This window comes from Halomonas sp. YLB-10, from assembly GCF_003856855.1.
GTDB lineage: Bacteria > Pseudomonadota > Gammaproteobacteria > Pseudomonadales > Halomonadaceae > Halomonas > Halomonas litopenaei.
The window spans coordinates 263373-287050 of the sequence record NZ_RRCU01000002.1 but is presented as its reverse complement, the minus strand read 5'-3'; the positions used below and the strand labels follow the sequence as shown (position 1 = coordinate 287050).

The 23678-nt window shown below is 65.4% G+C and carries 21 protein-coding genes; 13 read left to right on the top strand and 8 right to left on the bottom strand.

Going from position 1 to position 23678, the window contains the following annotated elements:
• Positions 1-95 precede the first annotated feature (95 nt).
• From EBB56_RS05190 to EBB56_RS05170, 5 genes are all read right to left on the bottom strand, one after another.
• Positions 96-803, bottom strand: coding sequence for a response regulator (locus tag EBB56_RS05190; RefSeq protein ID WP_045994066.1), 708 nt, complete (start codon positions 801-803; stop codon positions 96-98).
• Positions 800-2239 (bottom strand): ATP-binding protein, encoded by a 1440-nt coding sequence (locus EBB56_RS05185; RefSeq protein ID WP_045994065.1) that lies wholly within the window; start codon positions 2237-2239, stop codon positions 800-802. The genes EBB56_RS05190 and EBB56_RS05185 overlap by 4 nt, the downstream gene beginning before the upstream one ends.
• 148 nt (positions 2240-2387) lie before the next feature.
• On the bottom strand, positions 2388-3515 hold the full coding sequence (locus EBB56_RS05180; RefSeq protein WP_260425295.1) for a LacI family DNA-binding transcriptional regulator: 1128 nt from the start codon (positions 3513-3515) through the stop codon (positions 2388-2390).
• A gap of 182 nt (positions 3516-3697) precedes the next feature.
• The gene (locus EBB56_RS05175; RefSeq protein WP_124803240.1) at positions 3698-4624 is read right to left on the bottom strand and encodes a lysine exporter LysO family protein; all 927 of its coding nucleotides are present in this window, start codon (positions 4622-4624) and stop codon (positions 3698-3700) included.
• Positions 4625-4972: 348 nt separating this feature from the next.
• The gene (locus EBB56_RS05170; RefSeq protein ID WP_124803238.1) at positions 4973-5662 is read right to left on the bottom strand and encodes a hypothetical protein; all 690 of its coding nucleotides are present in this window, start codon (positions 5660-5662) and stop codon (positions 4973-4975) included.
• Between the two features lie 175 nt (positions 5663-5837).
• Here EBB56_RS05170 and EBB56_RS05165 point away from each other — a divergent pair, with 175 nt between their 5' ends.
• The 5 genes from EBB56_RS05165 to yghU all read left to right on the top strand — a co-directional run bounded on the left by EBB56_RS05165 (position 5838) and on the right by yghU (position 10444).
• Positions 5838-6395 (top strand): DJ-1/PfpI family protein, encoded by a 558-nt coding sequence (locus EBB56_RS05165; protein ID WP_124803236.1) that lies wholly within the window; start codon positions 5838-5840, stop codon positions 6393-6395.
• Between the two features lie 137 nt (positions 6396-6532).
• Positions 6533-7117: a TetR/AcrR family transcriptional regulator gene (locus tag EBB56_RS05160; protein WP_124803234.1), complete on the top strand. Its 585-nt coding sequence runs from the start codon at positions 6533-6535 to the stop codon at positions 7115-7117.
• Between the two features lie 284 nt (positions 7118-7401).
• Positions 7402-8508 carry an alkene reductase gene (locus EBB56_RS05155; protein ID WP_045992035.1) on the top strand — a complete coding sequence of 369 codons (1107 nt, stop codon included), beginning with the start codon at positions 7402-7404 and terminating at the stop codon, positions 8506-8508.
• A gap of 123 nt (positions 8509-8631) precedes the next feature.
• Complete coding sequence (locus EBB56_RS05150) at positions 8632-9390, top strand: SDR family oxidoreductase (RefSeq protein ID WP_045992034.1); 759 nt, start codon at positions 8632-8634, stop codon at positions 9388-9390.
• A 178-nt stretch (positions 9391-9568) separates the two neighbouring features.
• Positions 9569-10444, top strand: a complete 876-nt coding sequence (gene yghU / locus EBB56_RS05145; RefSeq protein WP_124803232.1) for a glutathione-dependent disulfide-bond oxidoreductase — start codon at positions 9569-9571, stop codon at positions 10442-10444.
• Between the two features lie 165 nt (positions 10445-10609).
• Here yghU and EBB56_RS05140 read toward each other — a convergent pair whose 3' ends face one another.
• Positions 10610-11554, bottom strand: coding sequence for a glyoxylate/hydroxypyruvate reductase A (locus tag EBB56_RS05140; RefSeq protein WP_124803230.1), 945 nt, complete (start codon positions 11552-11554; stop codon positions 10610-10612).
• Positions 11555-11585: 31 nt separating this feature from the next.
• Positions 11586-12992, bottom strand: coding sequence for a PLP-dependent aminotransferase family protein (locus EBB56_RS05135; RefSeq protein WP_108132471.1), 1407 nt, complete (start codon positions 12990-12992; stop codon positions 11586-11588).
• Positions 12993-13202: 210 nt separating this feature from the next.
• On the opposite strand from EBB56_RS05135, the gene doeA reads away from it, so the two are divergent.
• The 8 genes from doeA (at position 13203) to EBB56_RS05095 (ending at position 22580) form a co-directional block, all read left to right on the top strand.
• Positions 13203-14402, top strand: coding sequence for an ectoine hydrolase DoeA (gene doeA / locus EBB56_RS05130; RefSeq protein ID WP_108132472.1), 1200 nt, complete (start codon positions 13203-13205; stop codon positions 14400-14402).
• A gap of 172 nt (positions 14403-14574) precedes the next feature.
• Positions 14575-15588, top strand: coding sequence for a N(2)-acetyl-L-2,4-diaminobutanoate deacetylase DoeB (gene doeB, locus EBB56_RS05125; RefSeq protein WP_124803228.1), 1014 nt, complete (start codon positions 14575-14577; stop codon positions 15586-15588).
• Between the two features lie 114 nt (positions 15589-15702).
• Positions 15703-16188 carry an Lrp/AsnC family transcriptional regulator gene (locus EBB56_RS05120; protein ID WP_045992028.1) on the top strand — a complete coding sequence of 162 codons (486 nt, stop codon included), beginning with the start codon at positions 15703-15705 and terminating at the stop codon, positions 16186-16188.
• Positions 16189-16434: 246 nt separating this feature from the next.
• Positions 16435-17904: an NAD-dependent succinate-semialdehyde dehydrogenase gene (locus EBB56_RS05115; protein ID WP_124803226.1), complete on the top strand. Its 1470-nt coding sequence runs from the start codon at positions 16435-16437 to the stop codon at positions 17902-17904.
• A 109-nt stretch (positions 17905-18013) separates the two neighbouring features.
• Positions 18014-19423: an aminotransferase gene (locus tag EBB56_RS05110; protein ID WP_045992026.1), complete on the top strand. Its 1410-nt coding sequence runs from the start codon at positions 18014-18016 to the stop codon at positions 19421-19423.
• Between the two features lie 232 nt (positions 19424-19655).
• The gene (gene eutB / locus EBB56_RS05105; RefSeq protein ID WP_124803224.1) at positions 19656-20690 is read left to right on the top strand and encodes a hydroxyectoine utilization dehydratase EutB; all 1035 of its coding nucleotides are present in this window, start codon (positions 19656-19658) and stop codon (positions 20688-20690) included.
• Between the two features lie 56 nt (positions 20691-20746).
• Positions 20747-21706: a cyclodeaminase gene (locus EBB56_RS05100; protein WP_124803222.1), complete on the top strand. Its 960-nt coding sequence runs from the start codon at positions 20747-20749 to the stop codon at positions 21704-21706.
• A gap of 61 nt (positions 21707-21767) precedes the next feature.
• Positions 21768-22580, top strand: a complete 813-nt coding sequence (locus EBB56_RS05095; RefSeq protein WP_045992023.1) for a DUF1206 domain-containing protein — start codon at positions 21768-21770, stop codon at positions 22578-22580.
• 16 nt (positions 22581-22596) lie between these two features.
• On the opposite strand, the gene EBB56_RS05090 is transcribed toward EBB56_RS05095, so the two are convergent.
• Positions 22597-23469, bottom strand: coding sequence for a DMT family transporter (locus EBB56_RS05090; RefSeq protein ID WP_045992043.1), 873 nt, complete (start codon positions 23467-23469; stop codon positions 22597-22599).
• Between the last annotated feature and the right edge of the window lie 209 nt (positions 23470-23678).

The following is a 23678-nucleotide window of genomic DNA, read 5'->3' as shown; positions in this document are numbered from 1 at the left end:
CCGCCGAGGGACTGCTGCCGAGGGACGGTTGCCGAGGGACGGTTGCCGAGGGACTGCTGCCGAGGGACGACTGCCATGACAGGCAGCCCCGAGGATCACTCTTCCGGCTGGTACTTGTAACCCACGCCGTAGACGGAGCGGATGATCTCCCGCTCGGGCCAGATATCGGCGATCTTCTTGCGCAGCTTCTTGATATGGCTGTCCACGGTGCGCTCGGAGACGATGCGGTGGTCGCGGTACATGTGGTCCATCAACTGCTCGCGGGCGAAGATTCGCCCCGGCGAGTGCATCATCACCTTGAGCAACTGGAATTCCACCGCGGTGAGGCCAAGGTCCTGACCGTCGGCCAGGGCGCGCCAGCCGCTTTCGTCCAGCACCAGGTCGTGGTTGGCTTCGCTGTCCTGCTGGTGTGCCTGGCTGCGGCGCAGCACAGCCTTGACCCGGGCGACCACCTCGCGCGGGCTGAACGGCTTGCAGATGTAGTCGTCGGCACCCAGTTCGAGGCCCAGCAGGCGGTCTACCTCCTCGACTCGGGCGGTCAGCATTACCACCGCGATATCGGGCCAGCGCTGACGGATCTCGCGGCACAGGGTCAGGCCGTCGGTGCCAGGCAGCATCAGGTCCAGCAGTACCAGGCTGGGGCGCGACTCGGCCTCGCTGAGGTAGCCGACCACCTGGTCGCCGTGGTCGATATGGTGGGTGGCGTAGCCGCTGCCCTCCAGGTAGTCCGCCACCAGACGGGCGATCTTGGGTTCGTCCTCGACGATCAGGATGTCGTCGAGACTGGCGTCGGTGTCGTTCATTCATCGTCCTCGTGCTGCTGATGGTCCGGCAGGGCCGGAAAACGCAGGGTCCAGCATAACCCGCCAAGCTCGGAAGGGGAGGGGCGCATGTCGGTGTCGTGGGCGCGGGCCAGGGCGGTGGCGATGGACAGCCCCAGGCCGCTGCCGCCGCTTGAGCGGTTGCGCGAGCCTTCCACCCGGTAGAGGCGTTCGGTCAGCCGCGGCAGTTCGTTGACCGGCACCCCGGGGGCGCTGTCTTCCCAGCGCAGCACCCAGTCGTCGGCCTCACGCCGCAGCGATACCTTGAGGCGCCCCGGCGCCTGGGTGTAGGCGCAGGTATTGTCGATCAGGTTGTTCCATAGCTGGCGCAGGCGCTGCAGGTCGCCGCGAATCCACGCCGGGCCCTGAATATCGTGCTCGAGGGTCAGGCCATGATCGGCAAGCCAGCCCTCCGCTTCGTCCAGCCGGGTGGCCAGTTGCTCGCCCAGGTCCAGCGGTGCGAGCTGGACTTCCAGCGCGCCGGCGTCGCTCTGGGACAGCAGGCGCAGGTCGGCGACCAGGCGCTCTAGCTGGCCGACCTCTTGGGACAGCGAGCGCAGGTTGTCCTGGTCGAGGGCGCGAATGCCGTCCTGCATCGCTTCTATCTCGCCGCGCAGCACCGCCAGTGGGGTGCGCAGCTCGTGGGCGATGTCGGAGACCCAGCGGGTACGTGCCTCGCGGCTGGCCTCCAGGGTTTCCGCCAGCACATTGAAGTCGTGGGACAGGCTGGATAGCTCGTCGCGACCGCGCTCCGGCAGGCGGATGCTGTAGTCGCCCTCGGTCAGCCGGCGGGTGGCCAGCGCCATGCCGCGGGCGCGTCGGCCCATCCACCAGGACAGGGCGGCGGCCAGCAGCAGCGAGGTCAGCGCCAGGGCGATGACGATGATGGTCAGGTTGCGTTGCTGCTGGGCCAGAAACAGTCGGTCCATGCGTGCCATCAACTGCTCCGGCGGGCGATAGCCCAGGGTGCCGACCTGGCGGCCCGCGCTCATCACTGGCAGCCAGCGCAGCTCGGCGGCCATGTCGTCCTTGTCCGGGGGCAGGCCGATCACCGGCAGGCCGCTTTCGTCATGGAGCACGAAGTCCCTGGGGTCGCCCAGGTCGCCTTCGATGCTCATCGGCGGCAGGTTGTCGCCGGGCCAAAGCTGGCGGCGTACCAGGTGGTGCCAGGCGCGCGGCGACTGGCGCAGCCACTGCCAGTTCTGGCGTCGCGCCCAGGCCTCGCCGAGGCCTTCCGCCAGGGTCTCGGCGCGCTGGGTCTGGGAGCGGTCGAGGTACTCGATGAAGCCCTGGTCGAGGCTGCGCGAAATCGCCACGAACACCAGCCCGGCGATGGCCACATTGACCACCAGGATGATGACGAAGAGCTTCAGACCCAGACGTGAGAAGGCCGGGCGAAACAGGCGTTTCGCGGACATGCGACGATTCCTTGACCGAAATGGCGAAAAAGATGAACACAGCATGCCATCGTCGGCGCCAAAAAGGCGCCAATAACGGTGAAACCTTTGTGCAGCCTTCGCCGACGGATGAGTCGAGCGTTCACCTCAGTCCGTAGCGGTCATACCGTCAGGGACAGCTTTCCCCGATCAGCAGTCGCGTTCCCAATAGGCGGTTCTCGGCGGGTTCCAGACCCAGCACCATGCGCGCGGCGACGCGCCCCTTCTCGATGCTGTCCTGGCGTACGGTGGTCAGTCGTGGGGCTCGGTACTGGCCTTCTTCGATACCGTCGAAGCCGGTCAGGCGCAGGTCCTCGGGGACGCGGATACCACGCTGTTCGGCCAGGGTCAGGACGGTCAGGGCGATGCGGTCGGACATGCACAAAAGCAGATCCGGGCGCTGTTCTGCCGGCAGGTCGAGGATCTCCTCGATCACCGGGGCGCAGACCGCGTGGGTGTTCTCGTCGATGTTCCACACCGGGACGCTGGTGGGGTCGATGTCGTGTTCGTCCAGGGCGCGGTGGAAACCGTCCAGGCGCGAGCGGGTGATGGTGCGATGGGCATCGAGGCAGCGATGCTCGGCACTCACCGGGCCATTATAGGATTCATCGATCAAGCGCAGGCTGAGGATACCGACCCGCCGTGGACGTTTTTTCAGTGCGTGGCAGGCGATGGCGTAGCAGGCCGGTTCGTTGTCGATATGGACGGTGGGGCGGGCATCGATATGAAAGTCCACCCCGACCAGTGGACGCTGGGCCGGTAGCTCGTTGATCAGCCGATCCCCGGGCATCAGACCATAGACGACAAAGCCGTCGGCCATGCTGGCGGAGCCCGGGTGACAGAGTGCGTCGGCGTGACGGGGAGATTCGGGCTGACGTCCCGACAGCAGCAGCAGGGTGTGCCCGTGGGCGTCGAGCACCTCGGTGATGCCGGTCAGAAGCTCGCTTGAAACCGCGTCGTTGAGGCTGTAGGTCAGGGTCTCTGCCAGCACCACCGCGACGATGCGGGACTGCCCGGTACGCAGGCTGCGGGCCCTGGCGTCGGGGCCGCGGTAGCCCAGGCGTCGGGCCTCCTCGAGGATGTGCTCGCGCAGGGCGCGAGACAACTGGTCGGGGCGATTGAAGGCGTTGGAGACGGTGGCCGTAGAGACCCCAAGTCGCTGGGCCAGATTCTTCAGGGTGATGGGGCGGTCCTCAGGATTCACCACGGGCTTGTCTTCCTTGCTGCGTGCACTCGACAGCATAAAGCGCTGGGCCACCGGGCGTCACGGCTTGGCAGCACAACCGGGCATCTTATTCCAGCATCACAGCGCTACCGAAAAGCGCTGAATGAGTGGTTATCGTGATCCGGCATCATAGGGCGACCATAAAGCGCTGAATGAGTGGTTGTCGTGACCCGGCATCATAGTGCGACCAAATGAGTGGTTGTCGTGATCCGGCATCATAGTGCGACCAGAAACAGAATGAGTGGTGGTGACAGCAGCGACAGGATAAAGCCGCTGACCACGGCGATGGGCACGCAGCGCACGCCACCGTGCTGCTGGATCACCGGCAGGGTGAAGTCCATCGAGGTGGCACCGCCATAACCGATCGCCAGGGGTGCGTAGCGTCGCATGACCAGCGGAATCAGCACGAAGGCCAGCAGTTCCCGGGTCAGGTCGTTGAAGAAGGCGACGCCGCCCAGAGCCGGCCCCAGGTGTTCGCCGATCAGAATGCCGGACAGCGAGTACCAGCCGAAGCCCGAGGCCATGGCCAGGCCCTCGTTCCAGGCGAGCCCGAGCATCGGTGCCGCGGCGAGTCCACCGATCAGCGAGCTTGCCGCCAGGGTCATGGCGATGAACAGGCCATGACGATTGAGCAGGATCTGTTTGAGCGGCATGCCGGAGTTGCGCAGCTGGCAGCCGATCAGCGCCAGCAGTACGTAGAGCACCCATTCTGCCAGGTGTTCCGCCAGCTCGAAGGGCGTCGTCCCCCAGCGTCCCACCAGCATCAGCCCGATGACCAGTCCGGCGATCACCACCCCGACCAGTGACAACGAACCCGCCATGGCCGCCAGCTTGCTGGTCGGGGCGCCGTCGATCACGCGTTTTTCGCCAAGGTCCAGGCGCAGTCGACGCGACAGCCACCACAGGGCGGCCAGGTTGAAGGCCGAGATGACCACGAACAGCAACAGCGCCTGGCCGCCCATGCGCGACAGCTGAGTGCCCAGGTCGGGCAGGCCCGCCAGGCTCACCCCCATCAACAGCAGGATCAGGTAGATCGATGCGCTGACGCCGCGATTGATCCAGGCCATGATGCTTGCGCGGCGTACCGGTACCAGATAGCCCAGCACCAGCGGCAGCAGCACGATCAACAGACCGGTGAACATGAACGAACTTCCTTGCTCGATGGAGGCGGTGCGTGTCGGTCAGGCACCGCATCGATGAATTGCTGCGCTCGTGAGCCCGTCCGTCGAGGATGAGCAGGACAAATCGGTGGTCAACGGCGCGACCAAAAGCGCAATACTCTATGCAAGTTTCACAAGGGAGAAAAGACGACCAAAGCGTCAGTGGTCGGCAAGATCGGTGCCATACCTCAGACGTCGACAAGGCATCCTGGCAACGAGCCGCCGGACTCGGCGGGGCGGAAGGCCGGATGGTGGTGAGGCAGGGCGGCTGAACGAGCGCCTGACCAAGCGCCCAAAAAGGCGCCCGAGGAAGGGAAAAGCGAAGCAGCTTCAGTTGTTGGAAGTGGTCAAGGAGGTCAGGCTCAGCCGACTGACCCGCTCGCCGCGTTTGATGTAGTCCACCCCCAGCAGCAGGCCGGGCAGGTCCGGGTGGAAGGCCACGACCATGTGGCGGTCGTCCTTGCCGGGCTCGACCAGGCGGACCCGCAGGGCGTCCACCATGCGCCCGTTCACGTCGATGGCGGCGGTGGGCAGCGGGCTTGCGACCAGGGTCTCGATGTCGCCCTTGTGATCGAGATAGTGAATCTCGCAGCCGCTGGCGCAGCGCTCTCGCTGGACGCTACGTGACAGATCCACCAGTGCGGTCTGACGGTCGGGGTGACGCCGAAGCTGACGGTTGTCCAGTCGGTAGCTCTTGCCGATGCCCAGCAGCCGATAGCCACTGGAATAGCCCAGCGCACGCAAGCCGTCGCCGTTCTCGGCGAAGCGTGCGGTTTCCTGACCTTCGGCGATGGCCACCTGGGCGCGCATGTCGCTGCGCCAGTGATCGCCTTCGCGGTACACCCGATGATGCACGGTGGCATCGGGCCAGCCATCCACCGACAGGTGGTAGCGGGCATCGAAGCTGGCCATCGATGCGGCTTGTGCCGCAAACGGCAGCAAGAACAGTAGCCATAGCAGCCCCGCCGCGAGGCGCGGGCGAAGAGACGGCGAGCGGTAGACGATGGAGTTGCTGGGCATAGTAGCGTCCGCTGCTTGAGTGGCGTATGGAAACGAGCTGTCACCTTGGGAGGCCGGTGCGCCCTGAAGGTTCCCCGGCGGGCTGGCAGAAGCACGGTCCAGTGGTTACGCTGCATTACAGCATGGTCGCCATCATGACCCTGCGCCGCCCCTCAATGACCAAGGAGTTTGCCACATGGCACGTTTGCTGCTGCTCGCGGGAGATTTTGTCGAGGACTACGAAATCATGGTGCCCTTCCAGGCGCTGCAGGCCATGGGGCATCGTGTCGATGCGGTGTGCCCCGACAAGAAGGAAGGCGACAAGGTCAAGACCGCCATCCATGACTTCGAGGGCGACCAGACCTACACCGAAAAGGCCGGGCATCTGTTCGCGCTCAACGAGACCTTCGCCGACATCACCCTGGCCGACTACGACGCCCTAGTCGTCCCCGGTGGCCGGGCGCCGGAGTACCTGCGCCTGGACGAGCGCGTGCTGGAAGTGGTGCGCCACTTCGTCGACAGCGAGAAGCCGGTGGCCGCTGTCTGCCACGGCGCCCAGCTTCTGGCGGCGGCGGTGTCACTGTCTGGACATCGTATCTCGGCCTATCCCGCCTGTGCCCCCGAGGTACGCCTGGCGGGTGGCGAATTTGTCGACATCGAAGTCACCGACGCCATCACCTGCGGCAAGTTCGTGACCGCGCCGGCCTGGCCCGCGCACCCGGAGTGGCTGCGCCAGCTCAACGAATTGCTGTAGGTCCGACAGGCGGGCCCTTCTGGCCTGGGTACAGGCCCAGGCCAGGAGCGAGTCCAGTCCCCCTGGAAACCTGGCCGCTGGGCTCTTGGTAGAAAGCCACTTGACGACGACTAGACGACTGGTCTAGTGTCTGGGGCATGACAACCAAGGCTCCCACACGTGACCTGTTGATACAGGTCGGCATGAACACCTTTGCCGAGCACGGCTATACGGCGACGGGCATCAATACGGTGCTCAAGGCTGCTGGCGTGCCCAAGGGTTCCTTCTACCACTATTTCTCCAGCAAGGAGGCCTTCGGCCTTGCCGTGGTCGAGGTGTTCGCCGAAGACTACGACGAGCGCTTCCAGGCGCTCTTGGTGAATTCCCACAACGCCCCCGTTGCGCGCCTGCGCCACTATTTTGAAGACGTGCGCCAGGCGATGGCCGAGTGCGGCCACACCCGGGGTTGCCTGATCGGTACCCTGGGCCAGGAAATGTCTTCCCAGAGCGATTGCCTGCGCGATGCCCTGGACGCCATCTTCAAGCGCTGGGAAGGCTACTTCACCAGCTGCCTCAAGGAAGGCCAGGCCGACGGTAGCGTGCGTGACGACATCACGCCCCAGGCCATGGCGGCCTTTATTCTGGCCGGCTGGCAGGGGGCGCTGCTGCGCTCCAAGATGGCCAGAACCTGTGAGCCTCTAACCGAATTCGAGAATACGTTACTGGCCTGCATCAAACGCTAACGCATCGAGGTGAAGGCGTGGCAGGGTGGGTCCTCGATTCCCCTGCCGTTTTCTTGGCCCTAAGTAATAATAGACTGGTCTATAAAACCCTCTATTTTTGTACAAAACTGCTTGATATGTGATGCATGAGTTGTACGGTAAGGGCAGAACATTCGCTACAACGTTAGTCGAACACCTTGGGCAGCGGTTGGCGAGAGCCAATGAAGCGCCAGCCACCGTTCAGCCGTGCATCCTCGCTGAGGCCGCAGCGCCTCGTGGTATCAGCTTCACGACAGGAGATTTCCATGAGCGAGCAAGATCCCCTCTTTACCCCGCAGGTCCTCGGTGACATCACCCTGCCAAACCGAGTGCTGATGTCGCCGCTGACCCGTTCTCGCGCGGCCCAACCGGGGGACGTGCCCCAGGCGATGAATGTCGAGTACTACCGTCAGAGGGCCGGCGCGGGCCTGATCCTGAGCGAGGCCACCCAGATCTCGCCCCAGGGCAAGGGTTACGCCTTTACCCCGGGCATCCATAGCCAGGAGCAGATCGCTGGCTGGCGCCGTGTCACCGACGCCGTGCATGACGCCGGCGGTCGTATGCACGCCCAGCTATGGCACGTGGGAAGAATCTCGCATCCGGAGCTGCAGCCCGGTGGAGCCGACCCGGTGGCGCCCTCGGCGATCAAGCCTGAAGGCGCCAAGACCTTCATCAGCGCCGAGTCCGGCATGGTCGAAGTGCCGACCCCGCGTGCGCTCGACACCGACGAGCTTCCAGGCATCGTCGAGCAGTACCGCCAGGCGGCGATCAACGCCCGCGAAGCCGGTTTCGATGGCGTCGAGGTGCACGCCGCCAACGGCTACCTGCTCGATCAGTTCATCAAGTCCGACAGCAACGCGCGCACCGATGCCTACGGTGGCAGCCTGGAAAACCGCCTGCGACTGCCTCTCGAAGTGGTGCGTGCGGTGGTCGACGTCTGGGGCAAGGGCCGTGTCGGGGTGCGCATCAGTCCCACCGGCAGCTTCAACGATGTCCACGACCAGAAGCCCGAGGAGACCTTCCCGGCCTTCGCCGCCGCGCTCGACGAGATCGGCATCGCCTACCTCGAGGTCGTGGAAGATTCCTTCCAGGGCAACCACGAGAACGGTCGCCCCGAGTCGATCATCAGCGCCATCCGCGAGCGCTTCAGCGGTGTCTATATCGCCAATGGCGCCTACACCGCGGAGGAAGCACGTGAGCGCATCGCCGCCGGCAAGACCGATCTTGTGACCTTCGGTCGTCCCTTCATCGCCAATCCGGACCTGCCGGAGCGCTTTCGTCGCGGAGCAGAGCTCAATGAGCCGGACTACGACACCTTCTACGGCGGCGATGAAAAAGGCTATACCGACTACCCGTTTCTCGAAGATCGCTAGCGCTTGAAGATCGCTGGCGCGATGACATCTTTTTCTCGATGACCGCCAAGCGGTTCGCCGTCTTGCCAACGTCATCGATCTGGAACATTTCAAGGGGCCTTGGCGGCCCGACAGGAGGACTGCATGGACGTGAACAACCTGAATACCGACGGTATCAAGGACAAGGTCGTGATCATCACCGGTGCCAGCAGTGGGCTGGGTGAGGCCACCGCCAAGCGCCTGGCCAAGGGCGGCGCACGCCTGGTGCTTGGCGCGCGTCGCGAGGACCGCCTCAAGGCACTGTGCGACGACATCAAGGCTGACGGTGGACAGGCAGTCTACCGTGTCACCGACGTGACCAGCCGTGAGCAGGTCGAGGCCCTGGCCAAGCTCGCCCGCGACGAATTCGGGCGCATCGACGTGCTGGTCAACAATGCCGGGCTGATGCCGCTTTCGCCGTTGGACAAGCTCAAGGTCGACGAGTGGGAGCAGATGGTCGACGTCAACATCAAGGGCGTGCTCTACGGTATCGCCGCGGTGCTGCCGACCATGCGCGAACAGCACGAAGGCCACGTGATCAATCTGTCTTCGGTCGCCGGGCATGTGGTGTTCCCCGCCGCGTCGGTCTATTGCGCGACCAAGTTCGCGGTCAAGGCGCTGACCGAGGGCCTGCGTCAGGAATCCAATGGCGAGATTCGCGCGACCAATATCTCTCCTGGCGCGATCGACACCGAATTGACTCGGACGATCAGCGATGATGAGACCGCCGAGGGGGTCAACGAGCTCTACACACTGGCCATCGATGCCGATGCAGTGGCGCGGGCGATCGCTTTTGCGGTAGAGCAGCCGGGGGACGTCGACGTCAACGAACTGATCCTGCGCCCCACTCGCCAGGAGCTGTAAGGACTGGCGATCGACTGGCGTCGCCGTCCAGGGAGACGCCAGTCCGGCCGCGGCGCAATACGCCAGGTCGCTCCAAGGTGCTTCGTCTGACGCTATTTTTCGCTAGGCTTGTGTATCTTTACTGCATCAATGAACCCGGCGGTGCCGGGTGGTGCCCCACTCAACGAGAAGGAACATCATGAGCAACGATGCCGAGTATCAGCCGCCGAAGGTCTGGAAGTGGGAAGGTGAGAGTGGCGGCCATTTCGCCAGCATCAACCGTCCCATCGCCGGTGCGACCCACGACAAGGCGCTGCCGGTGGGCAAGCATCCGCTACAGCTCTACTCCCTGGCCACGCCCAACGGGGTCAAGGTCAATATCCTGCTCGAGGAACTGCTGGCGCAGGGCCACGATCAGGCCGAGTATGACGCCTGGCTGATCCGTATCGGCGAGGGCGACCAGTTCTCCAGCGGCTTCGTCAAGATCAACCCCAACTCCAAGATTCCGGCCCTGGTGGACCACACCACCACGCCGCCGACCCGGGTCTTCGAGTCGGGTTCGATCCTGCTCTACCTGGCCGAGAAGTTCGGCGCCTTCCTGCCGACCGAGCACAAGGCGCGTACCGAAGCGATGAGCTGGCTGTTCTGGCAAATGGGCTCGGCTCCCTACCTGGGCGGTGGTTTTGGCCACTTCTACGCCTACGCGCCGGAAAAGTACGAGTATCCGATCAACCGCTTCACCATGGAGACCAAGCGCCAGCTCGACGTGCTCGACCGTCATTTGGCCGAGCACGAGTACCTGGCCGGTGACGAGTACAGCATCGCCGACATGGCGACCTTCGCCTGGTACGGCCAGCTCGCCCTGGGGCGTCTATACGACGCGGCGGAGTTCCTGTCCGTGCACGAGTACGAGCACGTCCAGCGCTGGGCCAAGGCCATCGATGCGCGCCCGGCGGTACAGCGTGGACGCATGGTCAACCGCACCTTCGGTGAGCCCGAAGAGCAGCTCCACGAGCGTCACGACGCCAGCGATTTCGAACTGCGTACCCAAGACAAGATCGGCGACGACGCTTGATCCACTGAAATTCAAACGTCGCTTTCAGCACCGACAAGGGCGCCTCCGAGGAGGCGCCTTTTTTTGTGAATCAATCTGGGGCTTGATCCGGGGGCGGGCCAGGAGCGCGAGGCGATCGCCGCCTCGTTCCTTACCGGCCCTCGCTGGCACTTTCCGGCTCCTGGGTCAGTAGCCCGCGTCGGGGTCGACGGTCTCGATGTCCTCGCCCTTGTCCAGGGCATCGAGGCTTGCGGCGACCTGATCGAGCGCTTCGCTCAAGGGTGTCGGTCCTGCCATGTGAGGGGTGACGATGACCCGCGGGTGGCGCCACAGCGGGCTGGATTCCGGCAGCGGCTCTGTCGGGAAGGCATCGAGCAGCGCGCCCCGGAGGCGACCTTCCTGGCGCTGGTTCTTGTCGCCCAGCGCTGCGAGCAGGGCGTCCTCGTCGATCAGGGTGCCGCGCCCGGGGTTGATCAGGCTGGCCCCCTCGCGCATCTTGCCGAGTGTCTCGGCGTTGATGATGTGGCGGGTCGAGGAGGTATCGGGCAGCAGCAGCACCAGGGTCTTCACCCGCGACAGGAGCCGGTCGAGCCCTTCGTCACCGCTCAGACATTCGATGCCGTCGATGTCCTTGTGCGAGCGACTCCAGCCGAGCACCGGGAAGCCATCGGCGGCGATGGCCCGGGCCACCTTGGCGCCGATGGCGCCGAGGCCGAGCACGCCCACCGGCCAGTCCGGCTTGTCGATCACCTCGTGCTCACGCCACTCGCACTGCTGCTGCTGGCGAGCGTAGCGGTCGAAGTCGCGCTGGAAGTGGAAAAGACCGTAACGCACGTAATCGGCGATCAGCTCGGCCATGCCGGCGTCACGCAACTTGACGATGGGAACGTCGCGAGGCAGGGCCGGGTTGCCGAGCAGGGCGTCGACGCCGGCCCCCAGGTTGACGATGCCCTTGAGTCCGGTGCACTCCCGCAGCAGCGTCTCGTCTGGCTTCCAGGCAGCCAGGAAGTCCGCCTGGGCGCGCTGCTCGCGGTCGGCCTCCTGACTCTTCCAGATGGTGGCCTGGGGCAGCCGCTCGCTTAGCGCCTGCTGCCACTGGTCGGCCTGGTCGGTGTGTACGATCACCTTCATGACAATTCCGCTCCGGTCGAATGAATGGGGTTCAGTAGACAATCTGCATCATGGGCGGCGGAGCGTCATCCAGCAGGCTGGCAAGGCGCTTGAGGCCGTCCTCGAGACGTTCGATCTCGGGCTCCGCGCCGAGGCTCAGGCGCACTCGGCGTGGCGCCGGACTCTGTTCGACCATGAAGGGGGTCGCGGTGGTGATGGCCACCCCTTCCTGTTCGGCCAGCTGCTGGAGTTCCTCGGCCCGCCAGCTACCCGGCAGTGACAGCCAGACGTGCAGGCTGGTGGGGCGGGAGGCCCTGCCATGGCTGTGCAGGATGCGTGCGGCGAGCTGCTGGCGCTCTGCCAGCAGTTCGCGTTGCTGCTGGGCCATGCGCTCGATGGTGCCGTCCTCCAGCCATAGATTGGCGACCTCGAAGCACAGCGGTGTGGCCATCCAGGAGGTCGCCCGCAGGCGGGGCAGGGTGTGGTGCAGCTGACTGCGTGGCACCGTCAGATAGCCGGCGCGAAGCCCGGGCAGGGTGGCCTTGGTCAGACTGGTGACGTGGAACGCATGGGAAGGGATGCGCGCGCTGATCGGCATCAGCGGCTCGGGCTCGAGCAGGGTGTGGACGTCATCCTCGATCAGCCACACCCCGTGGCGCTCCAGAATGGCGGCGATCTCGTCGCGGCGCGTCTCGTCCAGGGTGGCCCCGGTGGGATTGAGCTGGCACGAGGTCAGGCACACGGCGCGCGGTTTGAAGCGATGACAGGCGGCGTCGAGGGCGTCGGGTACGATGCCCTGGCTATCGATGGTGACGCCACGCAGCTGGAAGCCCAGGGTACGCGACAAAGCGATCAGGCCATGGTCGGTCAGTGCCTCGGTAAGGACCAGGTCGCCGTGCTGTACCACGCTGGAAATCGCCAGCATGATGCCGTGGGCGCCACCGTTGGTCAGGATGCGGTCGTCCGCTTCACCGGGCATGCCCAGGCGCTCGTTCAGCCACCAGCTGGCGCGTTCGCGCTGATGGGGCAGGCCGGCGATCGGCCGGCAGGCCGTGAAGACGTCGGGATGTGCGCTGTCGGCCAGCGTTCTCAGGGCATCGCGAAAGTGCTGGTCATGGCTTGGGGGACAGACCGGATGGGCGATCGACAGGTCGATCACCGCCTGTTCGGTTCGCGGCTCGCCGGCCCTCAGGTAGGCGGATTCGCGGTTGTCATCGAGAGCGTTGATCCAGGTGCCGCTGCCGACCCTGGCCTGCACCAGGCCCATCTTTTCTGCCTGTGAATAGGCTCGTGACACCGTCTGGACGCTGACGCCTATGTGCTCCGCCAACTGTCGATGGGGCGGCAGTCGGGTGCCTGGCGTAAGCTCACCGGAACGGATCGCGCGAGAAAGTGCCCGCGCAATAGCAAGATACTTGGGTTGGCTATCATCCAGGTACGGCAGCAGGTCAATTGTCATGATCCAATAAAGCCTTTGACCGGTAGCTTATTCGTAGTGCTAGTATCAGCAAGACGGCATTGATCAGTCATTGTCATGACGCTGTTAAGAGCTTCTCATGACAATTGTGACCTGTCAGCACGCTACAGGGGATGCAATGTCGCTTCAAGGGCGCGCCGGACTCCAATGAGTCCGGTTTTTCGGTGATGACACTGTGTGGCGAGTGGTTTCATGATTCAGGTATCCCTGCCGTTCACTCGTGAGGAATACGCTCAGCGCCTGCAAAAGGTGCGTGCCGAGATGGCCATGCGAGGCATCGATGTGCTGATTGTCAGCGATCCCTCCAATATGGCCTGGCTGACCGGCTACGACGGCTGGTCATTCTATGTCCATCAGTGCGTACTGGTGGGGCTCGAAGGCGAGCCCGTGTGGTACGGACGACGTCAGGACAGCAATGGTGCCCTGCGTACCTGCTGGATGGACCCTGACAATATCACCTACTACCCCGACTACTATGTCCAGAATCCCGAGATGCATCCGATGGAGTATCTGGCACAGTCGATCATGCCGGATCGCGGCTGGTGCGAAGGGGTCGTGGGCATGGAGATGGACAACTACTACTTCTCCGCCAAGGCCTACCAGAGCCTGATCAAGGAGATGCCCCACGCGCGCTTCCAGGATGCCAACGCGCTGGTCAACTGGTGCCGGGCGATCAAGTCACCGCGTGAAATCGAGTACATGCGCATCGCCGCGCGTATCGTCGAGGGCATGCACTCGCGCATCCTCGAGATGATCGAACCGGGCCTTGCCAAGTCCAAGCTGGTCTCCGAGATCTATCGGGTCGGCATCGAGGGCTGGACCGACAGCGAAGGGCGCGTCTACGGTGGCGACTATCCCGCCATCGTGCCGCTGCTGCCTACCGGCAGCGACGCGGCTGCCCCCCACCTGACCTGGGACGACACGCCGTTTCGCGAAGGCGAGGGCACCTTCTTCGAGATCGCCGGCTGCTACAAGCGCTACCACTGCCCGTTGTCGCGCACGGTGTTTCTCGGCAAGCCGCCTCGGGACTTCGTGCGTGGCGAGTCGGCGCTGCTCGAAGGCATCGAGAAAGGCCTGGCCGTGGCCAAGCCGGGCAACCGGACCGCGGACATCGCCCTGGCGCTCGGCGCGGCCATGGACAAGTACGGCTTCGACCGAGGCGGCGCGCGCTGTGGTTATCCCATCGGCATCAGCTACCCGCCGGACTGGGGTGAGCGCACCATGAGTCTGCGTCCGTCTGACGAGACCATCCTGCAACCGGGCATGACCTTCCACTTCATGCCCGGGATGTGGATGGACGACTGGGGGCTCGAGATCACCGAGAGCATCCTGATCACCGAAAATGGCGCCGAGCCGCTGGCGGAGTTTCCACGACAGCTGTTCGTCAAGTAGGGCGGGGTCGGCTGAGCAGGGCTTGTCGATCAGGCTCTGTTGACTAGCCCTGTTGATTAGCCCTATGCAATCGGCCCTGTTGATTAGCCTTCTGTGATCGGCCCTCGGTGACCGACGTTGCCCAACACCACTACAATCCAATCTGACCGTTGTCCCTGTTTCTGGAGTCACCATGAGCAAGCGCAAGAGCCCCATCTCCGCCACCGTCGACTTCGACGCCCAGGGTGTGCAGCACGGCTTTCTGAAACTGCCCATTTCCAATGACGAGTCCGCCTGGGGCGCGGTGATGATCCCGGTGACCGTGATCGCCAACGGTGAAGGCCCCACCGCCCTGCTGACCGGTGGCAATCACGGCGACGAGTACGAGGGGATCACCGCGCTGCAGAAGCTCTCGACCTCGCTCAAGGCCGAAGACGTCAAGGGGCGGGTGATCATCGTACCGATGATGAACACCCCGGCGGCCCAGGTCGGCCGTCGCACCTCGCCGATGGACGGTGGCAACCTGAACCGCAGCTTCCCCGGTGACCCGGACGGCAGCGTGACCGAGAAGATCGCCGACTACTTCACCCGGGAGATGGTGCCCATGGCCGACGTGGTGCTGGACCTGCACTCCGGCGGCCGCACCCTGGACATCATTCCCTTCGGCGCCTCCCACGTGCTCGACAACCCCGAACAGCAGCGCCAGGCGCTGGAAGGGGCCAAGGCCTTCGGCGCGCCCTATGCGATGATGATGTTCGAGCTGGACGCCTCGGCGCTATTCGACACCGTGGTCGAGAACCAGGGCAAGATCTTCATTGCCACCGAACTCGGGGGCGGCGGCACCTCCACGCCGGAGAGCCTGGCCATCACCGAGCGCGGCATCGACAATGTGCTGATCCATTTCGGGCTCAAGGACGGCGAGGTGGCCATGCCCGAGACCCAGGTCTATCTCGATATGCCGGATGCCAGCTGCTATGTGCAAAGCGAGCACACCGGGCTTCTGGAGTTGACCTACGCCCTCGGCGACAGCATTGCCAAGGGCGACGTGATCGCCCGGGTCTACGACATGACCCGCAGCGGCGCCGAGCCGATCGAGTACCGTGCCGAGCGTGATGGTATCCTGGCGGCTCGACGCTTCCCCGCCCAGGTGAACATGGGCGACACCATCGCCGTCATCGCCGAGGTGGTCGAGACCCTGGGCGACTGAACGGGCCAGGGCTCGGGATACCGTCTTGCCCGAGCCCGCCCGCCGTTTCTCGTCATCAGCGCCCCGCCGAGAGCCTCTCGCGGGGCGGTCCCGTTCAACCACACAAGCCCGGCCATGAAACTCGACCGCTACGACCTCAAGATCCTCTCCATCCTGTCCCGCGACGGCCGCATCACCAAGTCCCGCCTGGCCGAGGCCATCAACCTGTCGGTGAGCCCCTGCTGGGAGCGCGTCCGCCGCCTCGAGAAGGCCGGCATCATCGAAGGCTACTGCGCCCGGATCAACGCAAGCGCCCTGGTCCGGCGTACCCCGGTGTGGGTTCAGATCGAACTCAAGGCCCACAATGCCGAGAGCTTCCAGCGTTTCGAGTCGCTGGTGCATGCCACCGACGCGGTCACCGAGTGTGTGGCGGTGGGCGGCGGAGTCGACTATCTGATCAAGGTCGAGTCCGAGACCATCGACGCCTACCAGCGCTTGATCGACGACTGGCTGACCTCGGATGTCGGCATCGAGCGTTACTTCACCTATATCGTCACCAAGACGGTCAAGGCTCCTCGCGAGGGAGTCGATATCGACGAGCTGGCCAACGGCGCGCTCTGAGCGCCACCGGCACAGGCCCGGAAGTTCCTGTCGGCTTGCAGGTTTTTGCTAAAACAGGCGTTGCAGAAAAAACCGCGTTTTCGCGGGCCTGGACAAAAAAAACGCCATCGACAGACGGGCGCTTCAAAAAGTCCGACCCTGGCTTCTCCCTTACCATGACGGCAGTACATGGCGCTGGCCATGACGTCGTTTTCGTGTTCCGCACCCCCTGACCTTGCGGCGGGACACACTTGGGGAGGTAGTGTCATGAAACTCAGCGATCCGCGCCTGTTCCGTCAGTACGCCTACATCGGCGGCAAGTGGACCCACGGTGACGAAGGCCGCGAGGAAGCGGTGGTCAACCCCGCCAATGGCGAGGTGATCGGCCATATCCCGCTGCTCGAGCCCGAGCAGATCCGCGCCAGTGTCGACGTCGCCGACGAGGCTTTTGCCCAGTGGCGGGCGCTGCGCGCCGACGAGCGTTGCGAGCGGCTGCTGGCCTGGTACGACCTGCTGCAGGCCCATCGCGAGGATCTGGCCACCATCATGACGCTGGAGCAGGGCAAGCCGATGCCCGACGCCCGTGGCGAGGTCGAGTACGGCGCCAGCTTCGTGCGCTGGTTCGCCGAGGAAGGCAAGCGTACCTATGGCGAGACCATCCCCAGCCACATCCCCAATGCGGCGCTGGGCACCATCAAGGAGCCGGTGGGTATTGCGCTTCTGATCACGCCGTGGAACTTCCCGCTGGCGATGATCACCCGCAAAGCCGCCGCCGCCATGGCGGCCGGCTGTCCGGTGATCGTCAAGCCGGCCAACGAGACCCCGTTCTCGGCGCTGGCGCTGGCGGAGCTGGCCGAGCGTGCCGGTATTCCGGCGGGCATCTTCAATGTGGTGCTGGGTGACGCCGCCCAGGTGTCCTCGCTTTTGTGTGCCGAGGAACGCGTCAAGGCGGTATCCTTCACCGGCTCGACACGGGTCGGCCGCCTGCTGCTCGAACAGTCGGCGCCCACGGTCAAGCGTGTATCCATGGAGTTGGGCGGCAATGCGCCCTTTATCATCGGCCCCGACATGGACCCCAAGGAAGCGGCCCTGGCCGCGGTGGCGGCCAAGTTCCAGACCGCCGGTCAGGACTGCCTGGCGGCCAACCGCATCCTGGTCCACGAGTCGATCCACGACGCCTTTATCGAGCATTTCACCGAGCGCATGGCCGCGCTGACCGTGGGCAACGGCATGGAAAGTGAAGTCGATCTCGGCCCGCTGATTCACCGCCGGGCGGTGGAAAATGCCCGCGCCACGGTGGATGACGCCCTGTCGAAGGGTGCCACCCTGGTGGCCGGGGACCAGTCCCAGGCGCCGGGCGAGAACTTCTTCATGCCGGTGCTGCTGACCGGGGTGACCCAGGACATGCAGGTGTGGCGTCAGGAGTGTTTCGCGCCGGTGGCCGGTGTCACCGCCTATCGCGATGACGACGAGGTGATCGCCCTGGCCAACGATACCGAGTATGGTCTTGCCGCCTACGTCTACACCCACGATATCCGCCGCATCTGGAAGCTGTTGCGGGTGCTGGAGTTCGGCATGGTATCGGTCAACTCGGTGAAGATGACCGGCCCGCCGGTGCCCTTCGGCGGCGTCAAGCAGTCCGGCCTTGGCCGCGAAGGCGGCGCGACCGGCATCGACGAGTATCTGGAAACCAAGTACTACTGCCTCGGCGCCCTGGGCTCCGTCTCCGGCAGCTGATGCCCTGAGCGGCAGTGATCGCCGGCCCGACAGCGGGCCGGCCACCTTTCGATGAACAGATGACGCCGCCCTCCCGGCGAGGGCGGTCCAAGGAAAAAAAGGAAACGAGATGAGCACCCATCAGGACCTGATCGACCGCGACCGCAAGGTAACCTTCCACGCCTCCACCCACCTGCGTGACTTCGCCCATGGCGACGCACCGGGCCGCGTGATCACCGGCGGCAAGGGCATCAACATCGTCGACAAGGACGGTCGCGAGTTCATCGACGGTTTTGCCGGGCTGTACTGCGTCAACATCGGCTACGGCCGTACCGAGGTGGCCGAGGCCATCTACCAGCAGGCGCTGGAGATGTCCTACTACCACACCTACGTGGGTCACTCCAACGAGCCGCAGATCGCCCTGTCCGAGCAGATCCTCAAGCTCGCCGGCCCCGGCATGTCCAAGGTCTACTACGGCCTCGGCGGCAGCGATGCCAACGAGACCCAGCTCAAGCTGGTGCGCTACTACAACAACGTGCTCGGTCGTCCGCAGAAGAAGAAGGTCATCTCGCGTCAGCGCGGCTATCACGGTTCCGGTCTCGCCACCGGCTCGCTGACCGGGCTCAAGGCCTTCCATGACCAGTTCGACCTGCCCATGGCCGGCATCCTGCACACCGAAGCGCCGCACTACTACCAGCGCAGCGCCGAGCAGGAAAACATGAGCGAGCGCGAGTTCTCCGCCCACTGTGCGGCCAAGCTCGAAGAGATGATCCTGGCCGAGGGCCCGGACACCGTGGCGGCCTTCATCGGTGAGCCGGTGCTCGGCACCGGTGGTATCGTGCCGCCGCCGGAAGGCTACTGGGAGGCGATCCAGGCGGTACTGAACAAGTACGACATCCTGCTGATCGCCGACGAGGTGGTGTGTGGTTTCGGCCGTATCGGTGCCGACTTCGGTAGCCATGCCTACGGCATCAAGCCCGACCTGATCACCATCGCCAAGGGCCTGACAAGCGCCTACCAGCCGCTGTCCGGGGTGATCGTCGGCGATCGCGTGTGGCAGGTGCTGGAGCAGGGCACCAGCGAGCTGGGCCCGATCGGCCACGGCTGGACCTACTCCGGTCACGCCCTGGGCTGTGCCGCTGCCCTTGCCAACCTGGCGATCATCGAGCGCGAGGACCTGACCGGCAACGCCCGTGATACCGGCGCCTATCTGCAGAGCCGCATGCAGGCCGCCTTCGGCGATCACCCGATCGTCGGCGAGACCCGCGGTGTCGGCATGCTGGCGGCGCTGGAATTCGCCGTGGACCCGGAGACTCGTCGTCCCTTCGATCCCAGCCACAAGGTCGGTGCACGCATCGCCGCCGCTGCGCTGGAGCAGAACCTGATCGCCCGGGCGATGCCCCAGGGGGACATCCTCGGCTTCGCGCCGCCGCTGGTCACCACCCGTGACGAGGTCGACGAGATCGTTGCCCGCGCCGAGCGTGCGGTGAACAAGGTCACCGACGAGCTGGTCAAGGAAGGCGTACTGCAGACGGCCTGATGCCTGGACCGATGCCTGGTCCGATGCCTGGTTGAGCCCAGGCCGGTGTCTGGCCTGACGCCCGCACCTTGGCAGGTGCAAGAGGGGCCGCTTCCTTGAAGGAGGCGGCCCCTGTCGGTTTTCATTCAGGTAGGCGAGCGCGGAACAGATAGGCGAGCGCCGAACCGCCGACAACGCCTGCCCTCCCGGCATTGGCAACCGGTCTTCACGATATGAGTTCAAGGAGAAGGTCATGAAGGTGGATTCACCCCCTTGCCCGAGTCACGGCGTGACCCTGAACGAGATATTCAAGGCCCGGGGACGCATCGCCGGTCAGGTAACGCGTACGCCACTGGTGTTGTCGCGGGCCCTGTCCGAACGCTTCGACGCCGAGGTCTATCTCAAGCTCGAGACGCTGCAGCCCACCGGCGCCTTCAAGCTGCGCGGTGCCACCAACATGATCGCCGCACTGATCGAGCGCCATGGACGCGAGGCCCTGGCCCAGGGCGTCACCACCGCCTCCACCGGCAATCATGGCCGTGCCGTGGCCTACGCCGCCTCCAGCCTGGGGGTGCCGGCGGTGATCTGCCTGTCGCGGCTGGTGCCGGCCAACAAGGTCGCTGCCATCGAGGCGCTCGGTGCCGAGGTGCGTCGCGTCGGCGCCAGCCAGGACGATGCCTTCGAGGAGGTGGCGAGGCTGGTGCAGGAAGAGGGCATGACGCTGATTCCGCCCTTCGATGATCCGCTGATCGCGGCGGGGCAGGGCACCATCGGCATCGAGATCCTCGAGGACCTGCCGCGGGTCGATCGGGTCATCGTCGGGCTGTCCGGCGGTGGTCTGCTCGGCGGCATCGGCGCCGCGCTGAAGGGCGTTCGACCCCAGGCCAGAATCAGCGGGGTCAGTCTGTCGGCGGGGGCGGCCATGTGCGAGAGCCTCAAGGCCGGCAAGCCGGTGGCGGTGGAAGAGGTCGAGAGCCTGGGCGACTCGCTGGGCGGCGGCATCGGCCTCGACAACCGCTGCACCCTGGCGCTGGTCGAAGCGGTGATGGACGACCACTGTCAGGTGTCGGAAGGCGCCATCGCCCAGGCCATGGTGGACATGCTCGAAAGCGAGAAACTGCTGGTCGAAGGTGCCGCCGCCGTGGGACTGGCGGCACTGGCCGAGGGCCACCTCGAGGTCAAGGGGGAGCGGGTCGTGCTGGTGCTTTCCGGCAACGGGGTGTCACTGGATACCCTCGATCAGGCGCGCCGCCTGGCGGCGGATTGTGCCAGTGACGGCCCGCGATAGATTCAAGGCCAACCACCGACAGACAAGCCCAGCAACAACCCGATCAGGAGCCAAGGATGCAACTCTACAAGCGTGAGCAGATCAGCCAGGCGGTCGCCATCGACCAGGACGCGCTGGCGGCGGTGGAAGCCGGTTTCGCCGCCCTGGGCCGTGGCGAGGTGGTGCAACCGCCGATCCTGTCCATGGCCATCGAGGAGGCCAACGGCGAGGTCGACGTCAAGACCGCCCATATTCGTGGCAACGAGCGCTTCGCCATCAAGGTCAGCCCCGGCTTCTTCGACAACCCCAAGCTGGGGCTGCCAAGCCTCAACGGGCTGATGATGGTGTTCTCCGCGCGCACCGGGCTGGTCGATGCGGTGCTGTTCGACGAGGGCTACCTGACCATGGTGCGCACCGCCCTGGCCGGCGCCATCGCCGCCAAGCACCTGTCGCGGGAGAACAGCCGCCGGGTCGCGGTGCTGGGGGCCGGCGAGCAGGCGGTCAAGCAGGTCGAGGCGCTGCGGCTGGTGCGCGACATCACCGCCATCGACGTCTGGGCGCGAAGGCCCCAGGCCGCCGAGGAATACGCTACCCGCATGCGCGCTGCGGGTCTCGAGGTCGCCGTTCACGACAGCGTGCGCGAGGCCTGCCGAGCGGCCGACATCATCGTCACCACGACGCCGTCGCAGACGCCGATCCTCGAGGCGGCGGACCTGCCGGAGGGCGTCCACGTCACCGCCATGGGCTCCGACAGTCCCGACAAGCGTGAACTGGCCGAGAGCGTGCTGACCCGGGCGGACGCCTTCGTCTGCGATACCCGGCCCCAGAGCGAGTCCAACGGCGAACTCAAGGCCCTTGCCGGTCGAGAGGTACCCTTCAAGGTCCACGAACTGGGCGCGGTCATTGCCCGCGGCGAGCGTCTGCGGCTGTCGGACGCCACCATCACGGTATGCGACCTGACCGGTACCGGTGTCCAGGACACGGCCATCGCCGGGTTCGCCCTGACGCGTCTGTCGGCTGAGGATTCGGCACGATAGGCTTTGCCGTATCAGGCATTTTTGGGGAGGATGGGGGACCCTAATCCCGACAGGAGCCCCCATGCCCTCGTTGCAGTGCCTGCTGCGCCACCGGCGCCGACTGATCGTCATCATCGCCCGCCTGGGCTATACCGCCAAGGGGCTGGTGTACCTGCTGATCGGCGTGCTGGCGGCTCTCGGCGCTGTGGGCCTTGGCGGCGACAACGTCGGTACCAAGGAGGCGCTGGCACACCTGGCTCGCCAGCCCTTCGGCACCCTGATGCTGGGAGCCCTGGTGCTGGGGCTCTACGCCTACGCCGCCTGGCGGGGCTTGCAGGGGCTGTTCGATGTCGAGCACCGCGGGCGTAGCTGGAAGGCCCTGGGCACCCGCCTGGCGCTGGTCATCAGCGGTGGCATCTACGCCAGTCTCGGCTGGTATGGTGTCGAGCTGCTGGACGATCCCCAGGAGACCACCGGCGGCGCAGAGGAGCGCACCGCCATGCTGATGTCGCACCCCGGCGGCGTCTGGCTGGTGGCGATTCTGGGGGCGATCTTTATCGGCGTGGGGCTGCGTCAGTCGTGGCGCGCGCTGGCGCGCAGCTATCTCAATCGCTGGCGTCAGCAGGACATGAGCCAACGCCAGCGTGATCTGGCCTCGGGCCTCAGCCGCTGGGGGCTGGCCGCCAGGGGGCTGGTGTTCGCGCTGATCGGCAGTTTCCTGCTGGTGGCCGCCTGGCAGGTCGATCCCGCCAAGGCGGAAGGGCTCGGCGGCACCCTGGATACCCTGGCCGCCCAGCCCTTCGGCCCGTGGCTGCTCGCCGCCGTGGCCGGTGGACTGATGAACTACGGTACCTACTGCGTCATCAATGCCCGCTTTCGCAAGGTGAAAGTGTAGCGCCTTAAGCGGCCGTTCAGGACGCCCGGGGCTTCTTGGCCCGCACGGTCAGGGCGACGCCGGCAATGGCCAGCGCCATGCCGATCAGGGATACCGGCGGCAGCCCTTCATCGAACAGCCACCAGGCCTCCACCGCGGTGACCGGCGGCACCAGGTAGAACAGGCTGGCGACGCGGGACGCCTCGCCACGCTTGATCAGCATCATCAGCAGCATGATGGCGGCGATGGACAGCACCAGCACCAGCCAGCCCAGCGTCAGCACAAAGGTCAGCGACCACTCCACCTCGCGGGTTTCCAGCAGCAGGCAGCCGGCGCCCAGCAAGGCCAGCGCCCCGAGGTACTGCACCACGGTGCCGCCGAGCAGCGGCATGCCGCTGCAATAGCGCTTCTGGTACAGCGTCCCCAGCGAAATCCCCACCAGCGCCACCAGGGTGCAGGCCAGCGCCGGCCAGCCAAACCCTTCGAAGGACAGCGCCGACAGGTCCATCTTGCCTCCCAGCACCAGGCTGACCCCGGCCAGCCCCAGGGCCAGTCCCATCCACTGCAGCGCAGACAGCCGCTCGCCCAGCAGGGGGCCCGCCAGCGCAGCGGTCAGCAAGGGTTGCAACCCCACCAGCAGGGACGCCAGTCCCGCCGGCATGCCCAGGCTGATGGCGTAGAACACGCCGCCCAGATAGCCGCCGTGAACCAGACAGCCGGACACCGCCACATGCCCCCACAGACGGGGACTCGACGGCCAGGCCGAGCGGGTCAGCCAGACGATGGGGACCAGCAGCGCCAGGGTGGCGGCGAAGCGAATGCTCAGGAAGGTGAAGGGCTCGGCGTAGGGCAGGCCGAACTTGGCACCGATGAAGCCGGTGCTCCACAGCACCACGAACACCAGCGGCATGGCCGGCAATAGCCAGGACGGCAGGGCGGGGCGGCTCACGGGCACCTCGCACAAGGTGCGGTAAGCGGGCACCCGACACACTGCGCGGTAGGCGGGCACCCCGAACAAGCTGCGGCAAGCGGCCACCCGACACACGATGCGGCAAGCGGGGGCTGGGCGGTGATCACTGAGGGTGGCATCGCGGGGACTTCCTTGTGGTTCATGTCATC

Excerpts from the sequence above, each read along its gene's own strand:
- EBB56_RS05100 (WP_124803222.1), top strand. The coding sequence starts at position 20,747 with ATGCAACTCTACAAGCGTGAGCAGATCAGCCAGGCGGTCGCCATCGAC.
- EBB56_RS05170 (WP_124803238.1), bottom strand. The coding sequence starts at position 5,662 with ATGCCCAGCAACTCCATCGTCTACCGCTCGCCGTCTCTTCGCCCGCGC.
- EBB56_RS05165 (WP_124803236.1), top strand. The coding sequence starts at position 5,838 with ATGGCACGTTTGCTGCTGCTCGCGGGAGATTTTGTCGAGGACTACGAA.
- EBB56_RS05190 (WP_045994066.1), bottom strand. The coding sequence starts at position 803 with ATGAACGACACCGACGCCAGTCTCGACGACATCCTGATCGTCGAGGAC.
- doeB (WP_124803228.1), top strand. The coding sequence starts at position 14,575 with ATGAGCAAGCGCAAGAGCCCCATCTCCGCCACCGTCGACTTCGACGCC.
- EBB56_RS05160 (WP_124803234.1), top strand. The coding sequence starts at position 6,533 with ATGACAACCAAGGCTCCCACACGTGACCTGTTGATACAGGTCGGCATG.
- EBB56_RS05175 (WP_124803240.1), bottom strand. The coding sequence starts at position 4,624 with ATGTTCACCGGTCTGTTGATCGTGCTGCTGCCGCTGGTGCTGGGCTAT.
- EBB56_RS05095 (WP_045992023.1), top strand. The coding sequence starts at position 21,768 with ATGCCCTCGTTGCAGTGCCTGCTGCGCCACCGGCGCCGACTGATCGTC.
- EBB56_RS05135 (WP_108132471.1), bottom strand. The coding sequence starts at position 12,992 with ATGACAATTGACCTGCTGCCGTACCTGGATGATAGCCAACCCAAGTAT.
- EBB56_RS05155 (WP_045992035.1), top strand. The coding sequence starts at position 7,402 with ATGAGCGAGCAAGATCCCCTCTTTACCCCGCAGGTCCTCGGTGACATC.
- EBB56_RS05150 (WP_045992034.1), top strand. The coding sequence starts at position 8,632 with ATGGACGTGAACAACCTGAATACCGACGGTATCAAGGACAAGGTCGTG.
- EBB56_RS05090 (WP_045992043.1), bottom strand. The coding sequence starts at position 23,469 with ATGCCGCTGGTGTTCGTGGTGCTGTGGAGCACCGGCTTCATCGGTGCC.
- yghU (WP_124803232.1), top strand. The coding sequence starts at position 9,569 with ATGAGCAACGATGCCGAGTATCAGCCGCCGAAGGTCTGGAAGTGGGAA.
- EBB56_RS05115 (WP_124803226.1), top strand. The coding sequence starts at position 16,435 with ATGAAACTCAGCGATCCGCGCCTGTTCCGTCAGTACGCCTACATCGGC.
- EBB56_RS05110 (WP_045992026.1), top strand. The coding sequence starts at position 18,014 with ATGAGCACCCATCAGGACCTGATCGACCGCGACCGCAAGGTAACCTTC.
- EBB56_RS05185 (WP_045994065.1), bottom strand. The coding sequence starts at position 2,239 with ATGTCCGCGAAACGCCTGTTTCGCCCGGCCTTCTCACGTCTGGGTCTG.
- EBB56_RS05140 (WP_124803230.1), bottom strand. The coding sequence starts at position 11,554 with ATGAAGGTGATCGTACACACCGACCAGGCCGACCAGTGGCAGCAGGCG.
- eutB (WP_124803224.1), top strand. The coding sequence starts at position 19,656 with ATGAAGGTGGATTCACCCCCTTGCCCGAGTCACGGCGTGACCCTGAAC.
- EBB56_RS05120 (WP_045992028.1), top strand. The coding sequence starts at position 15,703 with ATGAAACTCGACCGCTACGACCTCAAGATCCTCTCCATCCTGTCCCGC.
- doeA (WP_108132472.1), top strand. The coding sequence starts at position 13,203 with ATGATTCAGGTATCCCTGCCGTTCACTCGTGAGGAATACGCTCAGCGC.